This is a genomic window from Magnetococcus marinus MC-1, from assembly GCF_000014865.1.
Lineage (GTDB): Bacteria > Pseudomonadota > Magnetococcia > Magnetococcales > Magnetococcaceae > Magnetococcus > Magnetococcus marinus.
This window is the reverse complement of record NC_008576.1, coordinates 2,273,316-2,299,307: the sequence shown is the minus strand read 5'-3', so window position 1 is coordinate 2,299,307 and position 25,992 is coordinate 2,273,316. Positions and strand designations below refer to the sequence as shown.

Annotated in this window: 22 protein-coding genes; 1 reads left to right on the top strand and 21 read right to left on the bottom strand. The window is 53.6% G+C overall.

Annotated elements, in window-relative coordinates:
- Nucleotides 1–26 precede the first annotated feature (26 nt).
- From MMC1_RS09450 to MMC1_RS09380, 15 genes are all read right to left on the bottom strand, one after another.
- On the bottom strand, nucleotides 27–1,022 hold the full coding sequence (locus MMC1_RS09450) for a Gfo/Idh/MocA family protein (protein ID WP_011713505.1): 996 nt from the start codon (nucleotides 1,020–1,022) through the stop codon (nucleotides 27–29).
- Nucleotides 1,019–1,855: an LpxI family protein gene (locus MMC1_RS09445; RefSeq protein ID WP_011713504.1), complete on the bottom strand. Its 837-nt coding sequence runs from the start codon at nucleotides 1,853–1,855 to the stop codon at nucleotides 1,019–1,021. Before MMC1_RS09445 ends, MMC1_RS09450 begins: the two co-directional genes overlap by 4 nt.
- 71 nt (nucleotides 1,856–1,926) lie before the next feature.
- A complete protein-coding gene (lpxA, locus tag MMC1_RS09440; RefSeq protein WP_011713503.1) occupies nucleotides 1,927–2,712 on the bottom strand; it encodes an acyl-ACP--UDP-N-acetylglucosamine O-acyltransferase in 786 nt (261 codons plus the stop codon).
- On the bottom strand, nucleotides 2,705–3,166 hold the full coding sequence (gene fabZ / locus MMC1_RS09435) for a 3-hydroxyacyl-ACP dehydratase FabZ (RefSeq protein ID WP_011713502.1): 462 nt from the start codon (nucleotides 3,164–3,166) through the stop codon (nucleotides 2,705–2,707). The genes lpxA and fabZ overlap by 8 nt, the downstream gene beginning before the upstream one ends.
- A gap of 3 nt (nucleotides 3,167–3,169) precedes the next feature.
- A complete protein-coding gene (locus MMC1_RS19990; protein WP_011713501.1) occupies nucleotides 3,170–3,709 on the bottom strand; it encodes an OmpH/Skp family outer membrane protein in 540 nt (179 codons plus the stop codon).
- Between the two features lie 190 nt (nucleotides 3,710–3,899).
- Nucleotides 3,900–6,203 (bottom strand): outer membrane protein assembly factor BamA, encoded by a 2,304-nt coding sequence (gene bamA, locus MMC1_RS09425; protein WP_011713500.1) that lies wholly within the window; start codon nucleotides 6,201–6,203, stop codon nucleotides 3,900–3,902.
- A gap of 23 nt (nucleotides 6,204–6,226) precedes the next feature.
- On the bottom strand, nucleotides 6,227–7,336 hold the full coding sequence (gene rseP, locus MMC1_RS09420; RefSeq protein ID WP_011713499.1) for an RIP metalloprotease RseP: 1,110 nt from the start codon (nucleotides 7,334–7,336) through the stop codon (nucleotides 6,227–6,229).
- Between the two features lie 94 nt (nucleotides 7,337–7,430).
- Nucleotides 7,431–8,591, bottom strand: a complete 1,161-nt coding sequence (locus MMC1_RS09415; protein ID WP_011713498.1) for a 1-deoxy-D-xylulose-5-phosphate reductoisomerase — start codon at nucleotides 8,589–8,591, stop codon at nucleotides 7,431–7,433.
- The gene (locus MMC1_RS09410; RefSeq protein ID WP_041641104.1) at nucleotides 8,588–9,394 is read right to left on the bottom strand and encodes a phosphatidate cytidylyltransferase; all 807 of its coding nucleotides are present in this window, start codon (nucleotides 9,392–9,394) and stop codon (nucleotides 8,588–8,590) included. Before MMC1_RS09410 ends, MMC1_RS09415 begins: the two co-directional genes overlap by 4 nt.
- Nucleotides 9,395–9,713: 319 nt before the next feature.
- The gene (locus tag MMC1_RS09405; RefSeq protein ID WP_011713496.1) at nucleotides 9,714–10,445 is read right to left on the bottom strand and encodes an isoprenyl transferase; all 732 of its coding nucleotides are present in this window, start codon (nucleotides 10,443–10,445) and stop codon (nucleotides 9,714–9,716) included.
- 135 nt (nucleotides 10,446–10,580) lie between these two features.
- Nucleotides 10,581–11,138: a ribosome recycling factor gene (gene frr, locus MMC1_RS09400; RefSeq protein WP_011713495.1), complete on the bottom strand. Its 558-nt coding sequence runs from the start codon at nucleotides 11,136–11,138 to the stop codon at nucleotides 10,581–10,583.
- Complete coding sequence (pyrH, locus tag MMC1_RS09395; RefSeq protein ID WP_011713494.1) at nucleotides 11,135–11,860, bottom strand: UMP kinase; 726 nt, start codon at nucleotides 11,858–11,860, stop codon at nucleotides 11,135–11,137. Before pyrH ends, frr begins: the two co-directional genes overlap by 4 nt.
- Before the next feature lie 170 nt (nucleotides 11,861–12,030).
- Nucleotides 12,031–12,942 carry a translation elongation factor Ts gene (tsf, locus tag MMC1_RS09390; RefSeq protein WP_011713493.1) on the bottom strand — a complete coding sequence of 304 codons (912 nt, stop codon included), beginning with the start codon at nucleotides 12,940–12,942 and terminating at the stop codon, nucleotides 12,031–12,033.
- A gap of 96 nt (nucleotides 12,943–13,038) precedes the next feature.
- The gene (gene rpsB / locus MMC1_RS09385) at nucleotides 13,039–13,827 is read right to left on the bottom strand and encodes a 30S ribosomal protein S2 (protein WP_011713492.1); all 789 of its coding nucleotides are present in this window, start codon (nucleotides 13,825–13,827) and stop codon (nucleotides 13,039–13,041) included.
- A gap of 271 nt (nucleotides 13,828–14,098) precedes the next feature.
- Nucleotides 14,099–14,719 (bottom strand): L-threonylcarbamoyladenylate synthase, encoded by a 621-nt coding sequence (locus MMC1_RS09380; RefSeq protein ID WP_011713491.1) that lies wholly within the window; start codon nucleotides 14,717–14,719, stop codon nucleotides 14,099–14,101.
- A 153-nt stretch (nucleotides 14,720–14,872) separates the two neighbouring features.
- Between MMC1_RS09380 and ilvD the strand changes: the two genes are divergently transcribed.
- The gene (ilvD, locus tag MMC1_RS09375; protein ID WP_011713490.1) at nucleotides 14,873–16,738 is read left to right on the top strand and encodes a dihydroxy-acid dehydratase; all 1,866 of its coding nucleotides are present in this window, start codon (nucleotides 14,873–14,875) and stop codon (nucleotides 16,736–16,738) included.
- 192 nt (nucleotides 16,739–16,930) lie between these two features.
- On the opposite strand, the gene hypF is transcribed toward ilvD, so the two are convergent.
- From hypF to MMC1_RS19975, 6 genes are all read right to left on the bottom strand, one after another.
- A complete protein-coding gene (gene hypF / locus MMC1_RS09370; protein ID WP_011713489.1) occupies nucleotides 16,931–19,207 on the bottom strand; it encodes a carbamoyltransferase HypF in 2,277 nt (758 codons plus the stop codon).
- A gap of 196 nt (nucleotides 19,208–19,403) precedes the next feature.
- Nucleotides 19,404–19,811, bottom strand: coding sequence for a hypothetical protein (locus tag MMC1_RS09365; RefSeq protein ID WP_143711396.1), 408 nt, complete (start codon nucleotides 19,809–19,811; stop codon nucleotides 19,404–19,406).
- Between the two features lie 2 nt (nucleotides 19,812–19,813).
- Entirely contained in the window at nucleotides 19,814–20,944 is a 1,131-nt protein-coding gene (cheB, locus tag MMC1_RS09360; protein WP_011713487.1) for a chemotaxis-specific protein-glutamate methyltransferase CheB, read from the bottom strand.
- Between the two features lie 196 nt (nucleotides 20,945–21,140).
- A complete protein-coding gene (locus tag MMC1_RS19985; RefSeq protein WP_011713486.1) occupies nucleotides 21,141–23,777 on the bottom strand; it encodes a hybrid sensor histidine kinase/response regulator in 2,637 nt (878 codons plus the stop codon).
- 63 nt (nucleotides 23,778–23,840) lie between these two features.
- Nucleotides 23,841–25,388 carry a protoglobin domain-containing protein gene (locus MMC1_RS19980; RefSeq protein WP_011713485.1) on the bottom strand — a complete coding sequence of 516 codons (1,548 nt, stop codon included), beginning with the start codon at nucleotides 25,386–25,388 and terminating at the stop codon, nucleotides 23,841–23,843.
- A complete protein-coding gene (locus MMC1_RS19975; protein WP_049757652.1) occupies nucleotides 25,381–25,986 on the bottom strand; it encodes a chemotaxis protein CheW in 606 nt (201 codons plus the stop codon). Before MMC1_RS19975 ends, MMC1_RS19980 begins: the two co-directional genes overlap by 8 nt.
- Nucleotides 25,987–25,992 lie beyond the last annotated feature (6 nt).

Genomic DNA, 25,992 nt, shown 5'->3' with positions numbered 1-25,992 from the left:
CCCATGTCCCCCAAAGGGCAATACGGTTACTGACTGGCGTTACGGCCAAAGATGCTCTGCCGAATGCGCTCCACAACCTCAAGTGCCTTGCGACCATCCCGGCCACTTACCAAAGGCGGCGTCCCTCCTGCAACAGCCGCGCAAAAGGCGCTTACCTCGGCTTCCAGTGTATCATAATCCTGTATGGGAAGCTGCTCTTCAACCATGGCAGGTACGGTTACCCCATCCAGTTGCATGTTGCCCTCAACCCGTTTAGAGATGCGGATGCCCTTGGTAATAAAATCGAGTTTGATATAGGCGTCATCCTGAAACATGCGGATCTGCCGCACCGCATTGCGGGCCACCCGCGATGCCGTGATATCGGCAATAGAGCCGTTGGTAAAGTGCAAGCGAGCATTGGCCATATCAATATGCGAGGTGAGCACAGGGGCACCAATGGCCTCCACCGATGCCACTTCGGCATCCATGAAATTGAGTATCAGATCCACGTCATGAATCATCAAATCCAGCACCACATCCACATCTAATGCCCGCGACTTGAAAGGGGCCAGCCGCTGCGCTTGGATAAAGCGCGGGCTTTTTTTCAACAAACCGCTCTGCTTGAGCGCAACCACAGCAGGGTGAAACCGCTTAAGATGTCCAACCTGCAATACCATGTTGTTCTGCTCGGCCAGCGTAACCAGCTCGTCGGCCTCTTCGACCGTGACCGTGATGGGCTTTTCGAGGAGCACATGCACCCCAGCTGCAAGGCAGTGGCTGGCCACTTTGTAGTGATAGGGGGTTGGCACAACCACAGAGACCAGATCCAGATCAGCCAGCACATCCCGATAATCGGTGCTATAGGGTACGCCTAATTCTTCCCCCACCATGCGCGCGCGCGCGGCATCGTTATCCACCACCACCGCCAGCTCAACCCCAGCTATTTTGTTGAACTTTTGTGCGTGAAAACGACCAAGATAACCTACACCAATAACCCCAGCCCGCAAAGCACGTCCCGCATAGGGATTGATATCATGTGTCATAATGGCCCTTCCCTTCCCATGTTATCCGTCATCTGGGCGGCATCACAGCCAACCACCACAATCCCTAGTCGGTCGGCTTCTGCCAACATGCCGATATAGTCTACGATCAACGTGGAACCACTCTCCACCGCCAAACCACGCAGGCCCGCACGATGCAAATTTTGAATGGTCGCCACGCCAATGGTGGGCATATCTAAGCGTAAGTCTTGCTGTGGTTTACTCACCTTGACCAAACAGCCACCACCCCGGCTTAACTTGCCTGCGCGTTGCAGCATAGCATCGGTGCCCTCCACCGCCTCCACCGCCAACACCACGCGCTCACGTACCACCACCCCTTGACCAATATCCAAGGCACCGATCGCTTTGGCCATCTGCCAGCCCAACCGCATATCTTGCCATAACTCAGAATTTGGGCGGTGGTGGCCCAAAATGCCCACCGGGGCTAACAGCTCGGGGGCCAATTCATGGGCACCACAAACCACAAAACCACGCTCTTCTAAGGTTTCGGCAATGGCCCGTAGCAGGTGATCATCCTGCATATGTTTGAGACGGGTAGCAATCTTTAAAGCGAGGGTATCGGGGCGAATGTTCCAGATCTGGGTCTTGGTAATGCCCCCCACCATAACAATGTGGGTAACCCCTTGAGCGTGAAAAAAGCGTAGAATCCGCTTAAATTGCCCCAATCTAACCCACTCAATGGCATCGGCTAACTGGGTCAGTTTGGGATCGGCCTCACCCACGTGGGCAGCCACAACCACAGCCGTATGGTGACAATGGCGCAACTTATCAATGAGCAGCGCAGGAATCGCACCGCTGCCAGCAATGATGCCCACCCGCGTACCCCCGTGGGGCAACCTCCCCACAGGGGTACGCAAGGCATGGAACCAAAGTTTCAGCCGTGCAATCAGCGGCAGATCCCCCGCTGACTGGTCTGAATAAACTCTAAGATCGACACCACCTCAGGAAAGTGAATGATGGGGTCTTTTTCAATGGATTCCAGCGCTTGCTCTAACCGCAAACCGGAGCGGAAGATCAGTCTGTGACAGTGGCGGATCGCTTTAATCGCCTCTTCACTAAAACCACGACGACGCAACCCAACCACGTTTACCCCCGTCACTTTGGTACGGTTGCCGGCCGCCGAAGCAAATGGGATGACATCCATGGATACCGCCGAGGCCCCACCAATAAACCCATGGCGGCCAATCCGGGCAAATTGATGAATGGCCGTCAAACCACCAATCACAGCATACTCCTGGATCTCTACATGACCGGCCAGTGTCGCCCCATTGGCCATAATAACATGATCACCTACCCGGCAGTCATGGGCCACATGGGAATAGGCCATAATCATGCAATCATCCCCAACGCGGGTTAAACCACCCCCCTTGGGGGTGCCACGATGGATCGACACATATTCACGAATCTGACAACGTTGGCCAATCTCCACGCGGGTGGGTTCACCCTTGTAACCGAGATCCTGTGGGGGTAAGCCAATGGAACTAAAACTGGAAATAACACTCCCGTCACCCACCACCGTGTGGCCCTGAATAACCGCGTGGGCCCCTACTTCGACCCCTTTGCCAATCACCACATCTGGACCGATCACGGCATAGGGGCCAACGATGGCACCCTCGCCCAGCTGTGCGGCCGATTCAACCACAGCGGTTGGGTGTACAGATGCCTCACTCATGGCTCTCTTCTCTCTTTCGCGTCATTGCCATCACCTCGGCCTCACAAGCGACCTCTCCGTCAACCATCGCTTTCCCCCCAAAGCGCCAAACCTCGCGGCGCCGTTTGAGCAGGGTCATCTCAATATTCAGTTGATGACCCGGTAAAACGGGTTTGCGGAAACGGGCTTTGTCGATGGCCATAAAATAGACCAATTGACCGCGCACAGAGTCGGGATCAGTATAGCCCGCTAACAGCGCACCGGCCTGAGCCATGGCTTCCAGAATCAACACACCAGGCATGACCGGATGGTCTGGAAAATGGCCCTGAAAATGGGGTTCATTGAAGGACACATTTTTAATGGCCAAAATTCGCTTACCCTGCTCCACTTCGACAATACGGTCAATCAGCAAAAAAGGGTAGCGATGGGGCAGAAACGACATGATTTCCTGCAAGGAGATGGGATCTGTAGACATTCTCTATTCCTGATACCAGTCTTTGGTACGCTCATTAACGATGGCTAACACATCATCTGTAATATCAATACTCGGGTCAGCATAGGCCGTCATCCGTTTTTCCAACACCAGCTTATAGCCACGCTGTCGCGAGATATCTTCAATCACATCACGTACGGCGTTGGTGATGCGACGGGTCACCCGCGTTACTTCGGCTTGTTGATCACGGTTGCTATCTTCAAAAAAACGTTGGAAATCCCGCTCTTTACGCGACAATAAAATCCGCAGTTGATCCCGTGCATCTTGCGTAAGCAACCGGCTTTTCTGCTGCTGGTCCAAACGCAACGCTTTGAGCTCTTGCTCTTTCTCGGTAACAAGCTTCTGTCGGGTGTCCAATTTTTTTTTCAACATGGTCTGCGCAGAACGCGCGGCGATGGATTGAGCAATAGCCTGTTGTTTATCAATCACAGCAATGCTCACTTCTATGGAGCCTGCTTGCGCCAACGGCACCAACGGCAGCGCCATCATTAAAACAGTGAGTAATGGTGTCCAACGATTCCACATATGCGCTTTCCTCAACCAGATTCAATCATACAGACACAGGACCCTCGCCAGGGTGACGTACCACCCCATGAAAGGGGCGGTACGTCAGCGACCAACAACCCCCCTGCTCTATTTTGGGGGCCATTGTATCCTGTTTATGCCAAGGGCAACACCCTTGCTGTGCCACCGAATAAGATAAACCTGTTTGATATTACAGCGCGGTTCCTACACTAAAGTCAAAGGCCCGTGGACTATCCCAATTCTCTTTTTTAACCGGGAAAGCCAAGTTAAAGCGCAGGGGCCCAAACGGGGATTTCCAATCGACAGCAACCCCAGCCGATACCCGTGGCGCCCCCGATTCATTGACATCCACCCCAAGCGGGTCAAAGTTACTCAAAATACCCGCATCAATAAAGGTAATACCCTTAACCCCTTTGTCCTCCAGGCCGATCATGGGGAAAATGAGTTCCATATTGGTCATGGCGTAGTAGTTCCCCCCCATGGAGTCCCCATCGACAATGGCCCGTGGGCCTAGGCCACTATTTTTAAAGCCTCTGACCGACTGTGGCCCGCCAAGCTGAAACTTTTCATAAATGGGCACATCACCATCCCAGCTTTCAACAACACCGCCCTTTAAGCGTAAGTGCGCCACCAGTTTGCCCATGGGTCTAATGGAGTGATAGAGATGGTTATCCGAGGAGACCCGGACAAATTTAACATCCCCACCCAAACCAGAAAGATCCGTGGTCACGCTATGGCTACGCCCCCCAACCAAACCGGTCTCTTCTTGCTGTAACATGTTCCAGTTTAAGTTGTAGCTTAACATGGATTGCAGATAGGGGCTGTTGGCATACTGCGCTTGAATGTAGGTTGAGGCGGTAGAATCCACATTATGGATCTCTACATGGCGTAAGTTATAGGAAACGCTGTTATAGAGTTCATCGGACAGAGGTGCCCCAAGGCGCAGCCCCATACCATAGGTGGAGCGGTCATAGGATGAGGTGCTTGAATCTTCCACCTTACGGTTATAAAGATCAATCCCCGCCGAAATGGGCTTACCCAGAAAATAGGGTTCGGTAAACGAAATATCAAAATCCGCCGTACTCGCAGAGAGCGCCGCCGAAGCCGAGAGATTTTGACCACGCCCCAAAAAGTTTTTCTGGGATATACTGGCCGAGGTCACAATTTTATCTGTTGTAGAGAAACCCGCACCAATGGAGAACGAACCCGTGGGTTTTTCTTCTACCTTAACTTTAACATTGACCTGATCGGGATCTTGAGTCTGGGGTGTCTCAATCTCAACCTTTTCAAAAAAGTCTAACCGTTGTAGATCTTTTTTGGTTTGACGTACCTTGGTCGATGAAAAACGGTCCCCCTCGACCACCTGTACCATACGGCGAATGACACTATCACGGGTACGGGTGTTGCCCACCACATCCACACGGTTGACATAAACACGGCGCCCTTTGATGATCTCAAAATGCAGGGCAACCAGCTTGGCTTCATCGTCATAGTCAATGCGTGGCTGAATATCTAGGAAAGCGTAACCAAAATCACCAACCAAATCGGTGAGTTTCTCAATGGATAGACGTACCGCAGAACGAGAAAACCACTCCCCTTCGTAAATCTTTAAGGCTTCATAGAGTTTGGCCTCGGGCAGTTCGTCAAAATCCCCTGAAATGGTGGTCTTGCCAAATTTATAACGATCCCCCTCCGTAAGCGCATGGGTGATCACAAACGCCTTTTTATCGGGGGTCAGTTCGGCAATGGAGGAGTTAACCTCAACCCGCGCAAATCCCTCATCCTGGTAGACATTGCGTAACTGCTCTTTATCGTACAGCAGTTTCTCTTTGTCGTAGGTGTTTTTTTCCGTCAACCAAGAGAGCCAATCGGTGGGTTGAATGCTGAGGGCATTGCGCAATTTTTTCTCGCTGATATTTTTGTTACCGATGATGCGAACCTCCCGCACCTTAGACTTCTCCCCTTCCTTAATATCGAAGGTGAGTGCCACACGGTTATCAGAAAGAGTTTTAACCTCTAGATCAATATTGGCTAAAAACAGACCCTTAATACGGTAAGCTTGCTGCAAGTTAGCCAAGTCACTCTGAGATTTGCTTTGGTTATAGATATCTCGCACCTTGAGTTTGATCATCCCCTTCAACTCATCGGTCCCTAAGGCATCGTTACCAGAAAAGGTAATCTCGTGAATCATGGGGTTTTCCACAACCTTAACCACCAGGGTGGAGCCCTCACGCTCAAATTTTACATCCTTAAAAAAGCCGGTTTTGTGCAAAGCTCGTAGGGAGTTCGCCAACTTTTGAGCTTGGAAGGCATCTCCTGGTTCCAATTCAAGATAGCTCTTAACCGTCTCTTTTTCGATCCAACGCGCGCCTTGCACGTCAATGTTAACAATGGTCTCCCCATTGGACTGAGCCGAGGCACTACCGACCGGTAGTAACAACAGCAGTGTCAGAACAAACAGCGTAGTGATTCGAAAAAAAAGGGCAGGTTTCATCTTTAACACCTGTCACAGGGTGACTAATTGGAAGCGGACGATCCGAACAGTCTGACCAAATCGTTGTAAAATGCAAGCACCATTAGTGCTAACAGTAAAGAAAGTCCTATGCGCATGGCAATCATCTGGGCTTTTTCACTAATGGGGCCGCCTTTAATCGCCTCCATCACGTAAAACAGCAGGTGCCCACCATCCAGCACCGGAATCGGCAAAAGATTTAATACCCCCAGGTTAACCGAGATGAGGGACATAAACATCAACATGCTGGCAAAACCCATCTCGGCTGTACTGCCAGCCATCTTGGCGATGGCAATGGGGCCACCGATTTGATCGGCGGGAATCTCTTGCGTGATCATTTTTTTTATCGAGGTAAAAATGAGCGTTGAGAACTCCCAGGTTTTATCTATCCCCAACCAAAAGGCTTCGCCTACCCCATACTCTACCGCAAAAGTCTCACCACTTGGTGCAATACCGATGCGTGCCTTTTTAGTGGGTTCGCCAAACTTAGTGACCGTATCCCCCATCTCTGGGTTTAAGGTCAAGGTGAGCTGTTTATCCCCACGCAGCACCTCAAGCTTAATCACACCATGGCTTGACGCACGAATGCGCTCTCGCATCGCCATCCAATCCTCAACCGCTTCACCATCCACCTTGATGATGCGGTCGCCAACCTGTACGCCCGCCATCGCCGCTGGGCCTTGCTCAATCACTTTGCCAACATCGGCGTACATCTTCTCAACCCCCATGGCATAGACCGCCCACAGGGCAAAAATCGCAAAGATAAAGTTAAACAAGGGGCCGGCCAACACCACCGCAAAACGCGCTTGCAAGGATTTATGGGCGAAAGAGCCCTGCTTTTCCTCTTCCGTTAAGGCACGTTCACCGTTTTGTTCATCCTCGACCACACCGGCTTCGCCAAACATTTTGACATAGCCACCCAGTGGAATGAGGCTCAAACAATATTCGGTCCCTTCCGCCCCGCCCCGGCCACGCCAGCTCAAGAGCTTAGGGCCAAAGCCCAGGGAAAAGACCAGCACCCGTACCTTCATCCAACGCGCCACCAAAAAATGGCCCATCTCATGGACAAAGATCAATATTCCCAGGACGACAACCGCCCAAAAGGCCTCATTCACGATAATACCTGCCTACTAGGGTTAACCACATGGTCTACTCCTCTAAACACTCAACGATGCTTGTCGCCGTTTAAGGGGTTTAGAGCCGTTTCTGTTAATGGGCCAAACGCCCCAACTGCTGTGCCGTCATGCGTGCCTGAAGATCTACCGCAAACAGATGATCAATGCTCTCAATGGGCGCATGCCCTAAATAATCCATGGTTTTCACAATCAAATCAGCAATCTCAAGATAGCCAATCGCCCCTTCCAGAAAAGCCGCCACGGCGATTTCATTGGCGGCATTGAGCACAACCGGCGCAATACCTCCCCGTCGCAGTGCCTCGTAGGCCAACTCAAGGCAGGGAAAATCACGCTTATCCGGTTTATCATAGAAGTCAAGTTGCCCCAATTTTGGCAGGTCCAGACTCTTCACCGTGGTTGGAATGCGCTCCGGCCAAGCCAGCGCCACCGCAATGGGGGTGCGCATATCCGGAACCCCCATCTGCGCCAACACCGAGCCATCCTGATATTCAACCATAGAGTGCACAATGCTCTGTGGGTGCACCACCACATCAATCTGTTCAGCGGGCAAACCAAAGAGCCAATGGGCCTCAATGACCTCCAGCCCCTTATTCATCATGGTGGAGGAGTCAACGGAGATTTTACGCCCCATGCTCCAATTGGGGTGTGCCACCGCTTGGGCGGGGGTGACCCCATGCAACTGCTGGCGTCTCCAGCCTCGAAACGGGCCACCTGAGGCGGTTAACACCAACCGGCGCATCCAGTTACTGTTCTGGAAGACCTGAAAAATGGCGCTGTGTTCTGAGTCAACCGGGATCAGACGTACCTGATAGCGACCAATCTCGGCCATAAAGAGACTGCCCGCCATAACCAGACACTCTTTGTTGGCCAAGGCTATATCTTTACGCGCCCGAATGGCTGCCAATGTGGGGCGCAACCCCGCCCCACCGACAATGGCCGAAACCGTCATCTGAGCCGACGCCCAACTGGCGACCTCGATCACCCCCTCTTCGCCCGCTAAAACTCGGATATTTTCCCCTGCCAATGCTTCGGTTACCTCTGCGGCGGCCTTGGTGTCGGCCATGGCAACCACTTCGGGCCGAAAATGCTTGGCCTGTGCAATCATGCGGGCGCTGTTTTGCCCTGCGCTGAGTGCCACCACTCGGTAGCGATCCGGATGCTGGGCGCAGACATCCAAGGTATTGACTCCAATGGAGCCCGTGGAGCCCAATATGGCGATCCCCTTGCTGCTCAAGTGACCCCCAAGGCGCTAAGGTAGAGATAATAGGCCGGTGCCGTAAAAATCATACTGTCCAGTCGATCCAACAAACCACCATGGCCGGGAATGATGTTCCCTGAGTCCTTGATGCCCGCTTCTCTTTTTAACAGTGATTCCACCAAATCCCCCAACTGTCCCGCCACCGACAGGATCACACCGGCACCAATGGCATGGATCAAGGGCATAGGCAACCCTGCCCCATAGCTTACCGCCACCGAGGCCGCAGCACCGGCCACCGTCCCGCCCCAAAAGCCTTCCCAGGTTTTTTTAGGGCTCACATGGGGCGAAAACTTATGCTTACCCAACCAACGCCCGGTAAAATAAGCCGCAGAATCGGTGCTCCACATCACCAACAGCAGCAAAAGTATCCAGGCTGAGCCTGCCTCGGTGCTGTGCACCACCAGCAGCAACTGTAGCGGTATCACCACATAGAGCAGCCCTAACACACTTTGCCCCACTTGCGTAACCGCCTGCAACCCGTGGCTTTCGCCCCGGTAGCGCAAGGTGTGTTGCACCAAATAGAGCGCGCTCCAGACGAACAATAGCGCACCACTCCAGGCCAACCACCCCTTGGCGGCCAAGGCCAACAAACTCCAGCCCCCTAAGGTGAGATAGAGCAGCGCCCCATACCCAGCCTGCCCCACCATCCGCTGCCACTCACGAAACATCAATGGCGTAAGGGTGGCCAGCAGCAACAGCATGCCCCAAAACCCCCCTCGAAAGATGATGCCCAGCACCAGGGGCGCGAGAATCAGCGCTGACAGAATTCGTGTACGCATAAGAGCGGGAACATCCGACGGCTAGCAATTTTTGGATAATCCTCCCCATCAAGGGAGAGATACAGCCTACTTTTAAAACAGATTCGCCCCAAAAAAGCAATGTTTCGAAACCTAAACAGCGCTTTTAACAAGGCTTGGCCCAGCACATCTTTAAAAACAGGGGGAGTGCCAAGAAAGTTCAAGAGGACGCCACGAAAATAAAAAAACGGCTTCCCTGCACCACTCAAGCGAAAGAACCGAGCAGCAGCTGCTCGGTGTAAACCCAATTGCCCTCACGCTTCAGACAAAAAAAAGATGGGGGAAATCGGGAAGAGGTGGATTAACCCGCTGCACCAAAACGACGCTCACGTTCCGCATACTCGTGCAGGGCTTGGAGAAAATGGTCGCGGTTGAATTCAGGCCAATAGATGGGTAAAAAAATCAGCTCCGTATAGGCCATCTGCCATAATAAAAAATTACTGATGCGATGATCACCCCCAGTACGAATCATTAAATCCGGGTCGGGTTGGTCGTGGGTGGTCAGGTGGCAAGCAAGATGCTCCGGGCCAATATCATCCCATTTTAAATGGCCCTCCAACACCTGTTTGCTCATCGCTTTGGCTGCGTCCACAATCTCTTGGCGTCCCCCATAATTGAGGGCAATATTAAAATTTAGACGCGTATTCCCAGCCGTCTTCTCCTCCAACTGCTGCACATACTCCCGCACATTGGTGGGGAGCTCATCCAGACGCCCCAAAGCACGAAAACGGACCCCTCGCTCATGCAGATCATCCATCTCGCGCTTTAAATGCAGCGCCAGCAGGTTCATTAAAGCAGAGACCTCATCCTTAGGACGTTTCCAGTTTTCTGCAGAAAAGGTATAAAGTGTTAGGGTTTCTATACCAAAATCCAGGCTCGCTTCAATGCTGCGACGCACCGACTTAACCCCCTGCCGGTGGCCTTCCAAGCGTGGCAAATAGCGCTTACGTGCCCATCGACGATTGCCATCCATAACAATGGCCACATGCCGGGGCAGTTTTTCAGGCAAGGTGATGGGCGCTGATTTAGACAAGAGGATCCCTCAATAGGGTAAACCAAACACCTAAGCAATCAGGTGTCTATTGACTCCACACGTAGGCAACACCAACCTCAGGCGTGACCCTTACTCCAAACCGTAGGGCCCCTGCTGAACAGGAGCCCTAAACAATCACACCTGCATAATATCGGCTTCTTTACTCACAATGGCTTCATCAATAAGCTTAATAAACTTATCGGTCGACTCCTGCACCAGTTTCTCTTGCGTATGCATTTCGTCTTGAGAGATCTCTTTGTTTTTCTCGGCTTTGCGCAAGCCTTCGATACCATCACGACGAATATTGCGTACAGCAATTTTGCATGCTTCGCTGTATTTATGCACCAATTTAACCAGATCTTTGCGGCGCTCTTCTGTTAACTCAGGCAGAGGTACGCGTACAATTTGTCCGTCATTAGATGGGTTTAAGCCCAAATCCGCATCGCGAATGGCTTTCTCAATGGCACCCAGCTGTCCCTTGTCCCAGGGCTGAACATTGATCATGCGGGCCTCGGGTACGGTCATGGAGGCCACCTGATTAAGGGGCATCATGCTGCCATAGGCGTTGACCATGACGGCATCCAACAAACTGGTGGAGGCACGCCCTGTGCGCACCGTTGCAAGCTCATCTTTTAGCGCAGCAAGGCTCTTGTTCATGCGCTGTTCCAGATCCTTGATCAAGGGAATGCTCATTCTTTACGCTCCTCAATGATGGTCGCTTTGGGTTCGCCACGCAGCACCGCGGTCAACGCGCCACGCTCAAAGATGGAAAAGACCCCAATTGGGATGTGATTCTCCCGACAAAGGGTAATCGCTGTCATATCCATGACTTTAAGATTTTTTGTTAAAACCTCATGATAGGTCAATGTCTCAAAACGCTTGGCCTTGGGATTTTTAACCGGGTCACTGTCATACACCCCATCCACCTTGGTGGCCTTGAGCAGCAAGTCAGCCTCGATCTCACAAGCCCGTAAGGCGGCGGCGGTGTCTGTGGTGAAAAATGGATTACCCGTGCCGGCCACAAAAATCACGACCCGACCTTGTTTCATGTGGCTTTTAGCCGAATCATGATCAAAGGGTTCTGCCACACGGGGCATCTCCAGCGCGGTTTGCACCACGGCTTCTGTACCAGAAAGCATCAAGGCAGACTGTAGGGCCAACCCATTGATGACGGTCGCCAACATACCCATCTGATCGGCACGGGTACGCCCCATGCCATTGGCAGAGCCTGATATGCCCCGGAAGATATTACCGCCACCAATCACCAACGCCAACTCAATATCCAGCGCTATGGCAGATTGGACCTCTTCAACCAAATAAGAGAGAAATTCAGGCGCAATCCCATAAGCCTGTTCCCCCATAAGGGCCTCGCCTGACAATTTTAAGAGTACCCGTTTGGCGCGCGCTACGTCCATGGCAGAAACCACCCCTCCCTCTTATTATTCTCCTACGGATACATATAGGGCACCCCTAAGGGTGCCCTACCTGAGAACAACTTAATCATGCCATAACCCTGGCAAGCGCCCTCCCCGTCCAAAGTGAGGGAGCCCGCCGCGATGGCCATGTTCCAGGGTATCTTTACCGATTAACCTTGTACCACTTTTGCAACTTCAGCGGCAAAGTCTTCTTCTTTTTTCTCGATCCCTTCACCCAACTGGAAGCGTGCATAGCCGGTCACTTTAACCGGGCAACCAAGCTCCTTGGCTGCCGCATCAACCACCTGCTGCACCTTATGGTCAGGATCAATCACATAGGCTTGCTCAAGCAAACAGACATCCGCATAATATTTGTCCATGCGGCCAACAATCATCTTTTCAATGATGTTGTCGGGTTTGCCCGAGGCGCGTGCCTGATCAATCAGCACGGACTTTTCCCGCTCCATGGCTTCGCTGTCAACACTGTCACGGTTGAGAAACTGTGGCGCAGCCGCCGCAACGTGCATGGCCAACTTTTTACCCAGCTCTTGCAGCGCATCAGCGGAAGCGGTGGATTCCAGCGCCACCAACACACCGATTTTACCACCGGCATGAATGTAGCTGCTCACCAGCCCGCTGGAGACTTCCATACGCTCAATACGGCGCAGGTTCATATTTTCGCCAATGGTGGCAATGAGGTTGGTTAACTCATCCCCTACATTGCGGCCTGTACCGGGGTAATCAAGGGCCTTGAGCGTATCAATATCGGTACAGCCATTATCGGCAGCCAGCTTGGTGGCTGTGTCGGCAAAGGTGCAGAAATTGTCGTTCTTGGCGGTAAAGTCCGTCTCGGCATTAACCTCCAACATCACCCCAACAGAACCCAGGGAGAGGGTGGTCACTTTACCTTCCGCCGCAACACGGGCAGATTTCTTTTGTGCAGAGGCCATACCCTTTTTGCGCAGCCAATCCACCGCCGCTTCCATATCACCACCGGTCTCGGCCAGCGCCTTTTTACAATCCATCATGCCTACTCCGGTTTTTTCCCGAAGCTCTTTCACCATACTCGCGGTAACCGCCATGGTAACTCCCCATTCATCTGGCAGGTAAGTGTACATATTTAAAAGGGTGGAGACCTCAAAAGAGAGGCATCCACCCTCCAATTAAACGCTTTATGCTTAGGCCTCGGCGCTCTGCATCTCGCCTTCACCCGCTTGGCTGAGCATCTGAGCTTCCATAGAACCCTCACCGGCAGAGATGCCGCTGTTGGGGATTTCACGACCGGCCAGTTGCATGCCCTCGATCACAGAATCACCCATCTTGCTGATAAACAGGGTCAAGGCGCGAATAGCATCATCGTTACCAGGAACGGGGTAGTCGATAGGATCGGGGTCACAGTTGCTGTCCACCAACGCCACCACAGGAATGCCCAATTTGTTGGCCTCTTTAACAGCGATGGACTCCTTCCGGGTATCCACAACGATGATCAAGTTGGGCTGACGCTCCATATCCTTGATCCCACCCAGGGCACGCTCAATCTTCTGCCCTTCACGGTCAAGCTGCTGGGTCTCGCGCTTGGTCAACGCCTCAAAGGTGCCATCCACACGCATTTTGTCGATCTCTTTAAGACGACGGATGGAGCCTTGAATGGTACGCCAGTTGGTCAAAGTGCCGCCCAACCAACGATGGTTAACGTAGAACTGACCGGTACGTCTGGCTTCTGCCGAGACCAATTCAACGGCTTGGCGCTTGGTCCCAACAAACAATACGGTACCCCCGCCTTGCACGGTATCCCGCACAAAATTACAGGCGTCACGCAGCATCACCACCGATTTTTGCAGGTTGATGATATGCACGCCGTTGCGGGCACCGAAGATGTGACGCTTCATTTTGGGGTTCCAACGCTTGGTCTGGTGACCAAAATGGAAACCGGCTTCCAACAGTTCGCGAACAGAATACTTAGCCATTTTTCTCTCCATGTCTCGGTTGTTCTTCCGCAACATAGCCTTTTGGCAGCGCCCAACCCCGTCACAGGGCACCGGGGGCGCGGTCTATGCTGCGTGCATATTTAAAAGTGCTCGCTTTCTACCATTAAGCGCGGCATAATTCAAGGAATTAATCGAATCCTACCTCGCAAAAGCCTGTAACGTGCGCGGCTTAAAAATAAAAATCTGCCCCTTTTGGCAACATTTACGGGGTTAGTGTGCGCTTTGATTGCCCCAAACGCGCCATCTGCGTTTACTTAAAAATGGCCGCCGAATCCCCCGCCCCTTCGCGTAGCAACTCAGGTTCCCCGCTGGTCATATCAATAATGGTCGAGGGGTGTTCGGGTAAAATACCCCCATCAATGATCAAGTCGACCTGGTGTTCAAGTTGGTCCCTTATGAGAGAAGGATCGGTGAAAATCTCCTCATGCCCTGGCAAACGTACCGAAGTCGAGAGCAGCGGCTCCCCCACCAGTTCCAACAGCGCATGGCAAATTTGATGATTGGGCACCCGTAGGCCAATGGTTTTACGCCGTGGCAGGATTTTTTTCGGCACCTCGCGGGAGGCCTCCAAGACAAAGGTATAAGGGCCGGGCAAAAACCGTTTGAGCAGACGATAACAGCTGTTATCCACACGGGCATAGTTCGCAATATCCGAGAGATCCGCACACAGCAGCGTCAATTGGTGGGTATCGGAGAGCTGCTTGATACGCACCACCCGCTCCACCCCTTTACGGTTGCTCATCACACAGCCTAATCCGTAAGTGGTGTCGGTTGGGTAGACAATAACGCCACCCTCTTGCAGAATTTGCGCAGCCTGGCGCAGCAAGCGTGCTTGTGGATTTTCTGGATGAATCTTAAAATATTGGCTCATGTCACACCGCTTTAGGTTACTGCTGACAGTCAAGAGGTTTTCACTTCCCACATTTTCAGAGGGGCATTTTCTCTCGGCTGCTGGTACGATTGGGTCTATGCTAAACCCGAAGGATCGGCATCATACACGTAAATGACGAAGAAGGACAACGCAATGCCTCAATACCGTTCCCGCACCTCCACCCATGGCCGTAATATGGCAGGTGCCCGCGCTCTTTGGCGGGCTACTGGCATTAAGGAGGAGGATTTCGGCAAACCTATCATCGCTGTGGCGAACTCCTTTACTCAATTTGTTCCCGGTCATGTGCATCTGCGGGAGGTCGGCAAACTGGTGGCCGAAGAGATTGAGGCGTGTGGAGCGATCGCAAAAGAGTTCAATACCATCGCCGTGGATGATGGCATCGCCATGGGGCATGGTGGCATGCTCTATTCGTTGCCTTCGCGGGATATTATTGCCGATAGCGTAGAATATATGTGCAACGCCCATACGGCGGATGCCCTTATTTGCATCTCGAACTGCGACAAGATCACCCCCGGTATGTTGATGGCAGCTCTGCGCCTTAATATTCCCACCGTCTTTGTCTCTGGTGGCCCTATGGAGGCCGGTAAAGTTCGCCTAACCGATGGCACCGCCCGCAAGGTTGATCTCATCGACTCTATGATTGCTGCTGGTAACAGTGCGGTTTCCAGTGAGGATTTGGAGCGCTATGAGCGTTCGTCCTGCCCCACCTGTGGCTCCTGTTCAGGCATGTTCACGGCCAACTCTATGAACTGTCTAACCGAAGCTTTGGGTCTCTCCCTGCCCGGCAATGGCACTGTATTGGCAACCCACACGGCACGTAAAAAGCTGTTTTTAGATGGGGCTAAACGCATTGTCGAACTTACCCGCCGCTTCTACGAACAGGATGATGTATCGGCACTGCCCCGCAGTATTGCCACCTTTGCCGCCTTTGAAAATGCCATGGTGCTGGATATTGCCATGGGGGGATCAACCAACACGGTTTTGCATCTACTCGCCGCCGCCCGCGAGGCAGAGGTAAACTTTACCATGGCTGATATTGACCGACTCTCTCGTGGCGTGCCCTGTCTGTGTAAAGTGGCCCCCTCGACGGAAAAATATCATGTGGAGGATGTGCATCGGGCTGGAGGGGTGTTTTCCATCCTAGGCGAGCTTAACCGCATCGGCCTGATCAACGATCACTGCCTTACCGTGCATGCCCCCAACATGGCCGAAGCCCTGAAAAAGGAGGATATTGTTTCTCCCCAGGTCACTGAAGAAGCGCTAACCCGTTGTTACGCAGCACCGGGCGGCATTCCCACCATTGAGCCCTACAGTCAGTCGGCCCGTTGGGAAAGTCTGGATGACGACCGTGTGGACGGGTGCATTCGTGGCGGCGAACATGCTTACTCCAAGGATGGTGGACTGGCCATTCTGTTTGGCAACATCGCCCAGGATGGCTGCATTGTTAAAACCGCTGGGGTGGATGAATCGGTTTGGTGCTTCACCGGCCCGGCGCGTATCTTCCATAGTCAAGATGAAGCGTGTGACGCCATTCTTGCGGACCAGATCAAGGCGGGCGACGTCGTGTTGATCCGTTATGAAGGCCCCAAGGGTGGCCCCGGCATGCAGGAGATGCTCTACCCCACCAGTTTTCTAAAATCCAAAGGGCTGGGCAAAGCGTGTGCCTTGATTACCGATGGACGCTTTTCTGGTGGCACCTCGGGCCTTTCAATTGGTCACTGCTCACCCGAGGCAGCTCAAGGGGGGGCCATCGGTCTGGTGGAAGAGGGGGATCTTATTGAGATTGATATTCCCAACCGGTTGCTTCAGGTCAAGCTTAGTGATGCCCAATTGGCCGAGCGCCGCCAAGCCATGTTGGCCCGTGGGAATGAGGCGTTTAAGCCGGTGGGACGTCAGCGGGTGGTCTCTAAAGCACTACAAGCCTATGCCGCTTTAACCACCTCGGCGGCGGAAGGTGCGGTGCGTAATCTAGAGCAGATTCACATTAAACGGGATTAATACCGTACCATGCTGGGCCAGAACCTTTGGGTTCTGGCCCAATGGCTAACCGCTTTTTCCATACTGAGCGCACTGACCCTACAGGATCTGTTTTAGAAAGCATTTCTGCCCCAACCGGGGTTTTCCCTACGCACACAGCAAGCGTGGACCAAGCTGCTGTGGATGGCGGATAATAGAGAGACCCATCTGCGCTTATTGCTGCGCATGCTGCTGTTGCCGCGCGGCCAATTCCACCAGTTGACCATAGGCCAAGCCCCCATCGTTCATGGGAACCTGCTCATGCAACAGCAATGCTATGCCCCGCTGGGCAAGATGCATGGCTACCTGCTGTGTAAGATGACGGTTTTGAAACACCCCCCCTGTCAGCCCCACAGCGGATACGGGATAATGTTTTTGAATCTGCTCGACCTGTGCCACCAAAGCGGCGGCCATACTGCTATGCCACAGAGCTGCCCGAGCCTGCACACTGCGCCGACCATCTTGTAAGACAGGCACCAATGCCGACCAATCACTCCGCCAGATCGACTGCGAGTCAAGGGTAAGTGGTAGGGGGATGACCTCTCCTGGCTGCCCCTCACAGAGACTCTCTAACAAAAACGGCCCCTGCCCTTCAAAGCTGCTCTTTTGCACCAATCCAAGCAGCGCAGCCGCGCCATCAAACAGCCGTCCTACCGCGCTACTCCAAGGGCTATTCATGCCCTTGCTCCATGCTTTATGCAGCAGCGCTGCGGCTTCGGGCGCGTGCGGATAAGGGCGCTGCATGGTCCAGCATAGGGAGGCGGCTATGCGCCAGGGTTCGCGCCCTCCCTGTTCGCCTCCGGGCAGTCGAAAGGGGCGCATGGAGGCCACCCTTTGCCACGCGCCCGGCCCCCCATAAAAAGCCTCACCGCCCCACAGTGTGGCAGGATACTCCCCCACCCCCATTCCAGTGCCATCCCAGGTAAAGAGCAACAGTTTGGCGTCCCCCCCTCCTATGCCATGTTCCCCAGCCAGCGCCGAAGCGTGGGCATGATGATGGGCCACCGCGATTAACGGCTTACCCATGCCTTTAGCCAACCGCGTGGTGGTATAGCCAGGATGGGCGTCATGGGCCACCTGTTGGGCTTGAATGCCGTGGATGGTCTGTAGGTCATCACACACCTGGGTTAAAACCTGGGCGCTGCGGGGAGATGCCATTTCACCAATGTGGGCCGAGAGCACCACCCGCGCAGCCCACCCTAGGGCCACACAGTTCTTCATCTGCCCCCCTAGCGCCAAGCTGGGCTGGAGCAAGGGCTGGGGCAGGGTCAATTCCAATGGTGCGCTGCCCCGACCAACCCGGAGCCGACGCACTTTACCTGCTATCAGACGCACCACCCCATCATCGGCGGGTCGTAAAATGGGGCGATTATGGTGCAAAAAGGCATCCGCCACCCCAGCTAAGCGTTGTTCAGCCGCTTGGGCATCCAGCAACACCGGTTCGCCACTTAAATTACCGCTGGTGGCCACCAGCGGCCCCCCCCATTCTTGCAGAAGAAGATGGTGTAAGGGGCTGTAAGGCAACATGATACCAACCTCATCCAGTCCCGGTGCCACCCCAGGGGCGAATCCATGGTCGGGTTTAAGGGGAATAAGCACAATGGGGCGACTAGGATCCAATAAGGCCCGCCCATAGGGTTCGCTAAGTTTGACGTAGGCCGCGACTCCTTGCAGACCATCGGCGCCCAGCTGGGGGAGCATCACCGCCAGGGGTTTGTGGGGACGCTGTTTCCGTTGACGCAGAGTCTCTACCGCTGGCGCGTGGCGGGCATCACACAACAGATGGTAGCCCCCTACCCCCTTAACCGCCACAATCAGCCCCTGCTGCAAACCCGCCACCGCTTGGGTAAGCGCCGATTCCCCTATAATTTTTTCAGATCCGTATTGCCACGTGAGCTGCGGGCCACACGCTGGACAGGCCAAAGGTTGGGCATGAAAGCGTCGATCCAGGGGGTTTTGATACTCGGCCAAACAGGCCTTACAGAGAGGAAACTGCGCCATCGAGGTGCGGGAGCGATCATAGGGTAAGCCCGCAATCAGGGTATAGCGAGGACCGCATTGGGTACAATTGGTAAAGGGGTAGCGGTAGCGCCGGGCACCGGGGTCGGCGATCTCTTGCAAGCACTCATCACAACAAAACAGATCGGGGGGCAGATAGGGGGCGGTCTGGCTCGGCTGGCTGGTGACAATGGTGAAATCGGTGGCTAAACTTAAAGGCGCTGCGGTGGCCGAAACCAACACCGGTTGGGCCAGGGGGGGCGCTTCCTGCATGAGACGTCGTTGAAATTGCTCAACCGCTGGGGTGTCGCCCTGCACATGCAGGCGCACCTGTCCACCTTCGTTCCAGACCTCGCCAACCAGCCCCAAACTGTGGGCCAAACGGTAGAGATAGGGGCGAAATCCCACACCCTGCACCCGACCGGCTAGCACCAATGTCACAGCTTTTTTCATGGCGTTTTCTTTGCTGTAGCAAGGCCAGCCATTGGCCACGCACGCGGGTTTGTGTTAGCCCGTAAGATGAAAATTTGCTCCTGAAAACCGCACGCAAAGTTGTCCCTATACTGGTAAAAAAACAGGGCATAAGCATTTATACTTTTAGGATAAATCCATAGATTCTCTAAAAATTTAACGCGATCACGTCGAGAGATTACTGTTCGTCTTGAGTATCATAAGTAAACTCAATGAGACGCTTCTCCAAACGAACATAATCCAGCACCTCGCCGGTTGCGGAACGCTGAGGTTCCAGGCAGTGGCAATGGATGGCGGTTACCCCCCGTAATAAGATTTCTAGTACTTTCATACGCAACGGTTGACGCTGCCGCGCCTGTCGCGCGAGTGTCGCCAATTTACGGGATACCCGTTCGGTCTCCTGATCATTCACACTGCGTGCCGCGTTGGCAATACTATCCAATTCTTGGTGTAGCGCGTTCCAATGGCTTTCATCATCCGGGTCTTGAGCGGTGTGAGAGAGCGTGGTGGTAAACCGGTTTAGCCGGGTTTTACACTCCTTTTGGAACATTTTTTCTAAGGCTTGGGGGTCGACGAGTTCCTTCATGCTCATGAAAACACCATACTTTTTTTGATCAACCGCATAGGCAGAGTCAGTTCGATTAGGCGAGGACCTACTCTATCCATCTCCACGATCTCTTTGACCGCACCACATTTAACGGCGCTACGGGGCATGCCCGCCACCACGCAGGATGCCTCATCCTGGGCAATGGTCATAGCCAGCCGCTCTTGCATGCGCTTCATCCCCTTAGCACCATCATCTCCCATGCCAGTTAGGATAACCCCTATCGCCATGGCACCACATTCGCGGGCAACGCTGTTAAAGAGCTGGTCTACCGCTGGCCGATGCAAACTCTCTGGTTCCAAAACATAACCCGCCTGCAAACCACCGTCCATGGCACGATTAACCTGAAGATGCTTACCATCTTGGGCAAAATAGACCTGCCCCGCACGCAGTAACTCACCCTGTTCAGCCATCTTTACCCTAAGAGCGCTGTCGGTATTGAGCCATTGAATCAACCCCCCCACAAAACCTGGAGAAATATGCTGAACCACGCAAATGGGCAGAGGAAAATCAGCAGGTAAGTTGCGTAGCAGTGCATGCAAGGCTTGGGGGCCGCCGGTCGAGGCTCCTACCGCCACCAGCTCAAAAGGTTGTGCGGGGCTTCGGCTGGATGGCATGGACGAACACGAACAGCTGCTGGTTGGAGCAGGGCTACTCCCTACCCCAGCCCCGACCCGCTCTCCCCGATAGCGCTGGTGGCGGAATACTTTAACATCCGCCATAGCCCGCACCATTTCGACAATTTCGCGGCGGTTGCTTTCAAACTGTGGGTTGCCAGGACCATGGGGTTTTTCCAGAACAGAAAGTGCGCCAACCTCAATGGCACGAAAGGTGATCTTTAATTCCTCATCATCCACACTGGAACTAATCACCACGATGGGGGTGGGATGGCTGGACATAATCTCCCGGGTGGCCTCAAACCCATCCATAACCGGCATGCGTATGTCCATGGTAATCAAGTCTGGGCGCAACTCACTCACAAGGCGCACCCCTTCACGACCATCCGCTGCGACCCCAACCACTTCCATATCCGCTTCATTGTTAAGGATCGCCTTTAACAGCATAGAGACGACGGCAGAATCCTCGATAATGACAATACGTATGGGTTGCTTCATGATAGGCGATGCTTTCCAAACCGTTGAGGTCAAAAGATAATGCGCACACCCCCCAGTGTCGACATTTGGAAAATAGATCTTCCCGTAAAAAAACCATCAAGATAGAATAGACTGATACCCCCATAATACACAAGCGACATGGCAGCTGTTACGCCATTTTTTCCATCCAGGAGTGGCTTTGTTGCGTAAAACTGCGTCAGTTTTCTATAGCCAATAGTTGCCGCACCGTCTGGAGCAGGGTTGCTGTTTCAAAACTGCCTTTAACGATATAGGCGTCGGCTCCCGCTTCCATACCGCGCCGTTTGTTCTCTTGCGAATCCAGCGAGGAGACAATAATAACCGGCAGATCGTCATAGCGGCTATCGTCGCGGATGGTACGGGCAAACTCAAAACCGTTCATAATGGGCATCTCTACATCACTGATCACCAGATCAAACTGCCCCTCTTGCAGGGTTTCCCAGCCTTTTTGCCCATTGACGGCGGTGGTAACCAAAAAGCCTTTGGCCTCTAAAATATTTTTCTCCAAGGTACGGGTGGTTATGGAGTCATCGACAACCAAAATATGCGGTACTTTGGGCCTGTTGATGCTCGTTCCGGCTTCCTGCCCTTCTAAGGGTAGAGGAGCGGTGCGGTTTTCTAATGCGGCATCCACCAGCGAGGCCGAATCCAACACCACCACAATATTACCGTTGCGGTCCAGATTGCCCCCCTTCAAGTGCTTGACGGAACAGAGCGGTGGCTGAAACGGCTTGACCACGATCTCTTGCTCCCCCACCACGTCATCCACCACCACCGCCATTTGGTGCCACCCTTTGGAAAGAATCACCACCGGCATAGGGTTAAGACTCAATGCCCGCGAGCCCGATATGTTAAGCAGATCCGCCAAACTATGCAGGGGCATGGGACGGCCATCCAGCACCACCGCAGGACCAGCCTCCAAGGTGCGTACTGCCGAGCGCGGCACGCTACGAATGCGCTCAACATGGGAAATAGATAGGGCAAACACCTCCCCGGCCAACTCCACCAACAGCCCTCGCTCGGTGGCCAGGGTCAAGGGCACGGTTAGAACAAACTGGGTCCCTTTACCGTGTTGCGTGCGCACCCGAACCTGCCCATTAATATGACGTAAATTGGCCCGCACCACATCCAACCCCACCCCCCGCCCAGAGACGGACGTGACCTCGTCACGACTGGAAAAACCGGGCATAAAGATGAGTTCCGTAATGGCTTCATCATCCATCATATGGGCATCCTCGGCCCCAATCAGCCGTTCCCGAATCGCCTTCTCTTTAATACGTTGCAGATCCAAACCGCGCCCATCATCCTCCAACACCAAACGGATGGTTCCGCCGTCAGCGATGATCTCTAATTGAATCACCCCTCGCTCAGGCTTACCCGCCGCAAGGCGTGCTTGGGGTGTTTCAATGGCATGATCCACCGCGTTGCGCAAAAGATGGGTTAAGGGATCTTTAAGCTGCTCCAAAACAGCACGATCCAACTCAATTTCATCGCCAACCACCTTAAAATCAGCCAATTTTCCCAACTCAACACAGAGATCCCGAGCGGTACGTGCCATAGGTCGAGTCATGGTTGAGAGCGGTACAAGGCGCATCATACGCAGGTTGGATTGCAGGTTGTTGCTTAACAAGCCCAACCGTTTGGCACGTTCCTTAACGCCGTAGCGGGTCGCCCGTAAATCCTCTTTCAATTGTACCATCAGGTCCGGTGCGTTCTGCGCGAAGTCACGCCAAAGCGCGGGGTCTGGCATGCCCATGCCATCCTCGCTAAAATCCCCCAAACAGGTGATTTGATGCAGAAGATTAAGCAGATTGCCCTCTAACCGCCGTACGCCCGCTTGAAGACCCTCCATCTGCACCTTGCTGATTTGAATCTCCTCAGCCAGACCAATGGCCTCATTAATTTTAGTGGCCGAGACACGCACCATTTCATGGTGTACGGCACTTTTCATGACTGGGGTCTGGTGCCGGATGGGCGCTTGGCTCTGTTCGCCAGTAGGCGCAGCAGACGCTTGCCCAGCCACCCCTGCGGGGCTGTGGGGCTCTTCTACCTGCTTGGGAATCTCCTCATCCATGGCAGAGATTGGCTCTGCTACTTCGACAGAGCGCTCATGGAGCTGTTGTGGGGCAGCAGGGATGGCCGTTTCAGTTATTGCGTCATGGGGCTTATGGTTCTCCCCAGAGCTGGGGGCACTGGTGTGCGGTGGGCTAGGTTCTTGCTCTCGGTATTCAGCCTGAGGCTGTGGCTCAGCCTGTGGGCTCGGTTGAGTCCTGTTCTCTTGGCTTAATGGTGCGGCCAAAGCGGTGGGCAGCATGGGTTCTGTTTGCTGTTCAAAGCGCGCTGTGGGGGCTTTTGTGGGAGGGGGTGACGGCGACGCTGCAACGCTTGCTTCAACGTTTTGCCCCGCCAATCGGCCCTGCGCCGCTTGATCCAGTTGATCCAACAACGCCGTGATTTCTGCCGGTGTCGGCTCCCCAGGAATTAACACCATGCCAAGTTGGCGCATCTGATCGACCGCCGCCAGCGCTAAACTGATCACGCCGGGATTAGGGGTGGCATTTTGCTTTTGCAAAGCACTAAAGAGGCTCTCTAAACGGTGTGAAAGGTCGGCAAGAGGGCGGATTTCCACCCCCCTTGCCGCCCCTTTAACATTATGGGCAGCCCGGAAAATTTGATGAATGGTCTCCTGTCGGGCTTGCTCATCCTGCCCCTTTTCCAGAGCCAGCAGACCATCCCCCATAATAGCGGTTTGATCCTCCAGTTCCGCACGGAAGGTGGCCAGTAACTCGTTGAGAAAATCAGCATCCAACTCCATGAGACAGGAACCCGAGTTCTAAAGGAATAGGAAGGCAAAGGCGCATAACCGTTGCTTTTGCCATCAAATGCGGAAGCGCGCCACCATATCTTGCAAAGTGATGGCAAGATGGTTGAGATCTTCACTGGCTACCGAGGTTTTTTGGGTCGCTTCCACAAACTGCCCGGTCACCGAATTGATCTCATTCATCGCCATGGAGACCTGATCAATGCCAACGGCTTCCTGACGCACCGCCGCAACGATCTGTTGGCTGCTCAAAACCGATTGGTGAATGACATCCTTAAGGTCGCGCACCACTTCGCCCGTACGTGACATGAGAATCACCCCTTGATCCACATCTTTGACACCCTCTTCGGTGGCCATAACCGCGCGGTCGGTGGCGTGTTGGATCTCGGTCAAAATTTTCTGCACCTGCGCGGTGGATTCCTCAGATTGCTCGGCCAGATCTTTTACCTCAGCCGCCACCACCGCAAAGCCTTTACCGCTATCCCCAGCCTTAGCCGCTTCAATGGAGGCGTTTAACGCCAACATTTTGGAGTGTTGCGCCAAACCTGCTACCACGCCGGTGATTTCACCAATCTGCTGGGTCTGTTTAGAAAGCGCCAAGATGGAGGCGGCAATCCCCTCGACCCGGTTACGAATGGACTGCATACCCGCAATATTCTCTTCCACCATATCCAAACCACGATCCCCAACTTCACGGGTGCGTTCTGCCGATTTACCCAGCTCTGAGGCCTTTTCCAATGTTTGGCTTGAAGTGGTGCGAATCTCTACCAAGGTCGAGGTGGTCTCATTGACCGCAGCAGCCTGCTGTGCCGCACCCGAGGATTGATCCGCCACCGCTTTATGCACACTACTCAGGGTGTGGCGCATGGCGTTACTGGCGCTGTTGATGGAGCGGGCCATCTCAGCCAAGCGTTCGGTCATGACATTTAGGTTGTTGCCCAATTGAGCCAAACCATCATCCCCCTCGATGGCCAAGCGCGGGGTCAAGTCGCCATCGGCCACCAGATCAATAAAATGGCCATAATCGGCCACTTTTTTTTCAATCTCGGTTTTGGAGACATTAATATCCCGCAGGCTCGCCATCACCGCATCGATATAGCTACCAATTGCCAGTTCACTGTCCAGGGTAAGAATTTTGTCGATTGCCGCCATCGCCCTTTGAACTTTTTTTGGCTTATTATCAAAAACATCCAGCAAGATGGGCAGCAAAAGTTGACGATAAAGACTGTACCCCCCCAGATACCAATCGGGCTCTAAGCCAATTTTGTTGTGTATCTGGCCAATACGCCAGCGGCGTACGAAATAGTCCCGTCCATATTCACCATCAAAGAGCTGCACCAAATACTCTTCTTGAGTGCGTTTGAGCCGCTCGACCGAAGAACCCGCGCCACCAATGATTTTTTCCAGATGGGCAAAGCCGCTAAGACGGGTATAAAAGGTATTTACAACTGCTGTGGCATGTTTGGCCGCCACAGGGCGTAATTTTTTGAGGATGCTCGCATCTTTTTCGGTAAACCCGACAAAGCGTTTCATCTGCTCTATGTGATCCAGATCCAAGCTGGGCTCGGACGCAGCTTGCATATGAGAGTGAGGCATATTAGCCATGAATCGCATCCTCTGAACGGTTCAAATGGTTTATCTGGACCTCCGGCGAGGCCAGTAGCGTACGGGGAGCCAGCAGTGTTACGTTCCCCAAATGGATACCACGGATAAAATCGGTGGAAAGATTACGGGTGGGGAAAGGGGCGGTCAGTTCGTCATGATGATAACGGACCTCATTCTCGACACCTGTTACCAACAAACCAGCAACCATATGCTGGAGATATTGTACCACAATGATTCGGCTATTTTTGGTAATCGACTGGGGTTGTAAACCAAAAAGTGGGGCCGGGTCTACCACCGTCACAAACTCCCCCCGGCGGTTCATAACGCCGGCAATGTGTGGTGGAACACCAGGTATGGCGCGCACGCCACGGGGATAAAGTATCTCCTCCAGCGCGTCAAAAGGGATACCGTAACGGGCCTCTTCGCCTAAAGAGATGCGCAAATAGCAAGATTCCGCTGCCCCAGCTAACGGCTCATCATGGCGTTCACGGCGCAGCAGTCGGGCGCGTTCTTCCAACACCGCAACCGATGCGGCATCCGTGGGCATTTGCACGCAGAGACCACCGGTAAAAGAGGGTTCCGATCCCCTATTTGACATGCTAGA

Coding starts and splice junctions, on each gene's coding strand:
- MMC1_RS19975 (WP_049757652.1), bottom strand. CDS start 25,986: ATGTCAAATAGGGGATCGGAACCCTCTTTTACCGGTGGTCTCTGCGTG.
- tsf (WP_011713493.1), bottom strand. CDS start 12,942: ATGGCGGTTACCGCGAGTATGGTGAAAGAGCTTCGGGAAAAAACCGGA.
- ilvD (WP_011713490.1), top strand. CDS start 14,873: ATGCCTCAATACCGTTCCCGCACCTCCACCCATGGCCGTAATATGGCA.
- pyrH (WP_011713494.1), bottom strand. CDS start 11,860: ATGGACGTAGCGCGCGCCAAACGGGTACTCTTAAAATTGTCAGGCGAG.
- frr (WP_011713495.1), bottom strand. CDS start 11,138: ATGAGCATTCCCTTGATCAAGGATCTGGAACAGCGCATGAACAAGAGC.
- lpxA (WP_011713503.1), bottom strand. CDS start 2,712: ATGAGTGAGGCATCTGTACACCCAACCGCTGTGGTTGAATCGGCCGCA.
- MMC1_RS19990 (WP_011713501.1), bottom strand. CDS start 3,709: ATGTGGAATCGTTGGACACCATTACTCACTGTTTTAATGATGGCGCTG.
- bamA (WP_011713500.1), bottom strand. CDS start 6,203: ATGAAACCTGCCCTTTTTTTTCGAATCACTACGCTGTTTGTTCTGACA.
- cheB (WP_011713487.1), bottom strand. CDS start 20,944: ATGAAGCAACCCATACGTATTGTCATTATCGAGGATTCTGCCGTCGTC.
- MMC1_RS19985 (WP_011713486.1), bottom strand. CDS start 23,777: ATGGAGTTGGATGCTGATTTTCTCAACGAGTTACTGGCCACCTTCCGT.
- rpsB (WP_011713492.1), bottom strand. CDS start 13,827: ATGGCTAAGTATTCTGTTCGCGAACTGTTGGAAGCCGGTTTCCATTTT.
- MMC1_RS09450 (WP_011713505.1), bottom strand. CDS start 1,022: ATGACACATGATATCAATCCCTATGCGGGACGTGCTTTGCGGGCTGGG.
- hypF (WP_011713489.1), bottom strand. CDS start 19,207: ATGAAAAAAGCTGTGACATTGGTGCTAGCCGGTCGGGTGCAGGGTGTG.
- fabZ (WP_011713502.1), bottom strand. CDS start 3,166: ATGTCTACAGATCCCATCTCCTTGCAGGAAATCATGTCGTTTCTGCCC.
- MMC1_RS09410 (WP_041641104.1), bottom strand. CDS start 9,394: ATGCGTACACGAATTCTGTCAGCGCTGATTCTCGCGCCCCTGGTGCTG.
- MMC1_RS09365 (WP_143711396.1), bottom strand. CDS start 19,811: ATGAAGGAACTCGTCGACCCCCAAGCCTTAGAAAAAATGTTCCAAAAG.
- MMC1_RS19980 (WP_011713485.1), bottom strand. CDS start 25,388: ATGGCTAATATGCCTCACTCTCATATGCAAGCTGCGTCCGAGCCCAGC.
- MMC1_RS09380 (WP_011713491.1), bottom strand. CDS start 14,719: ATGAGCCAATATTTTAAGATTCATCCAGAAAATCCACAAGCACGCTTG.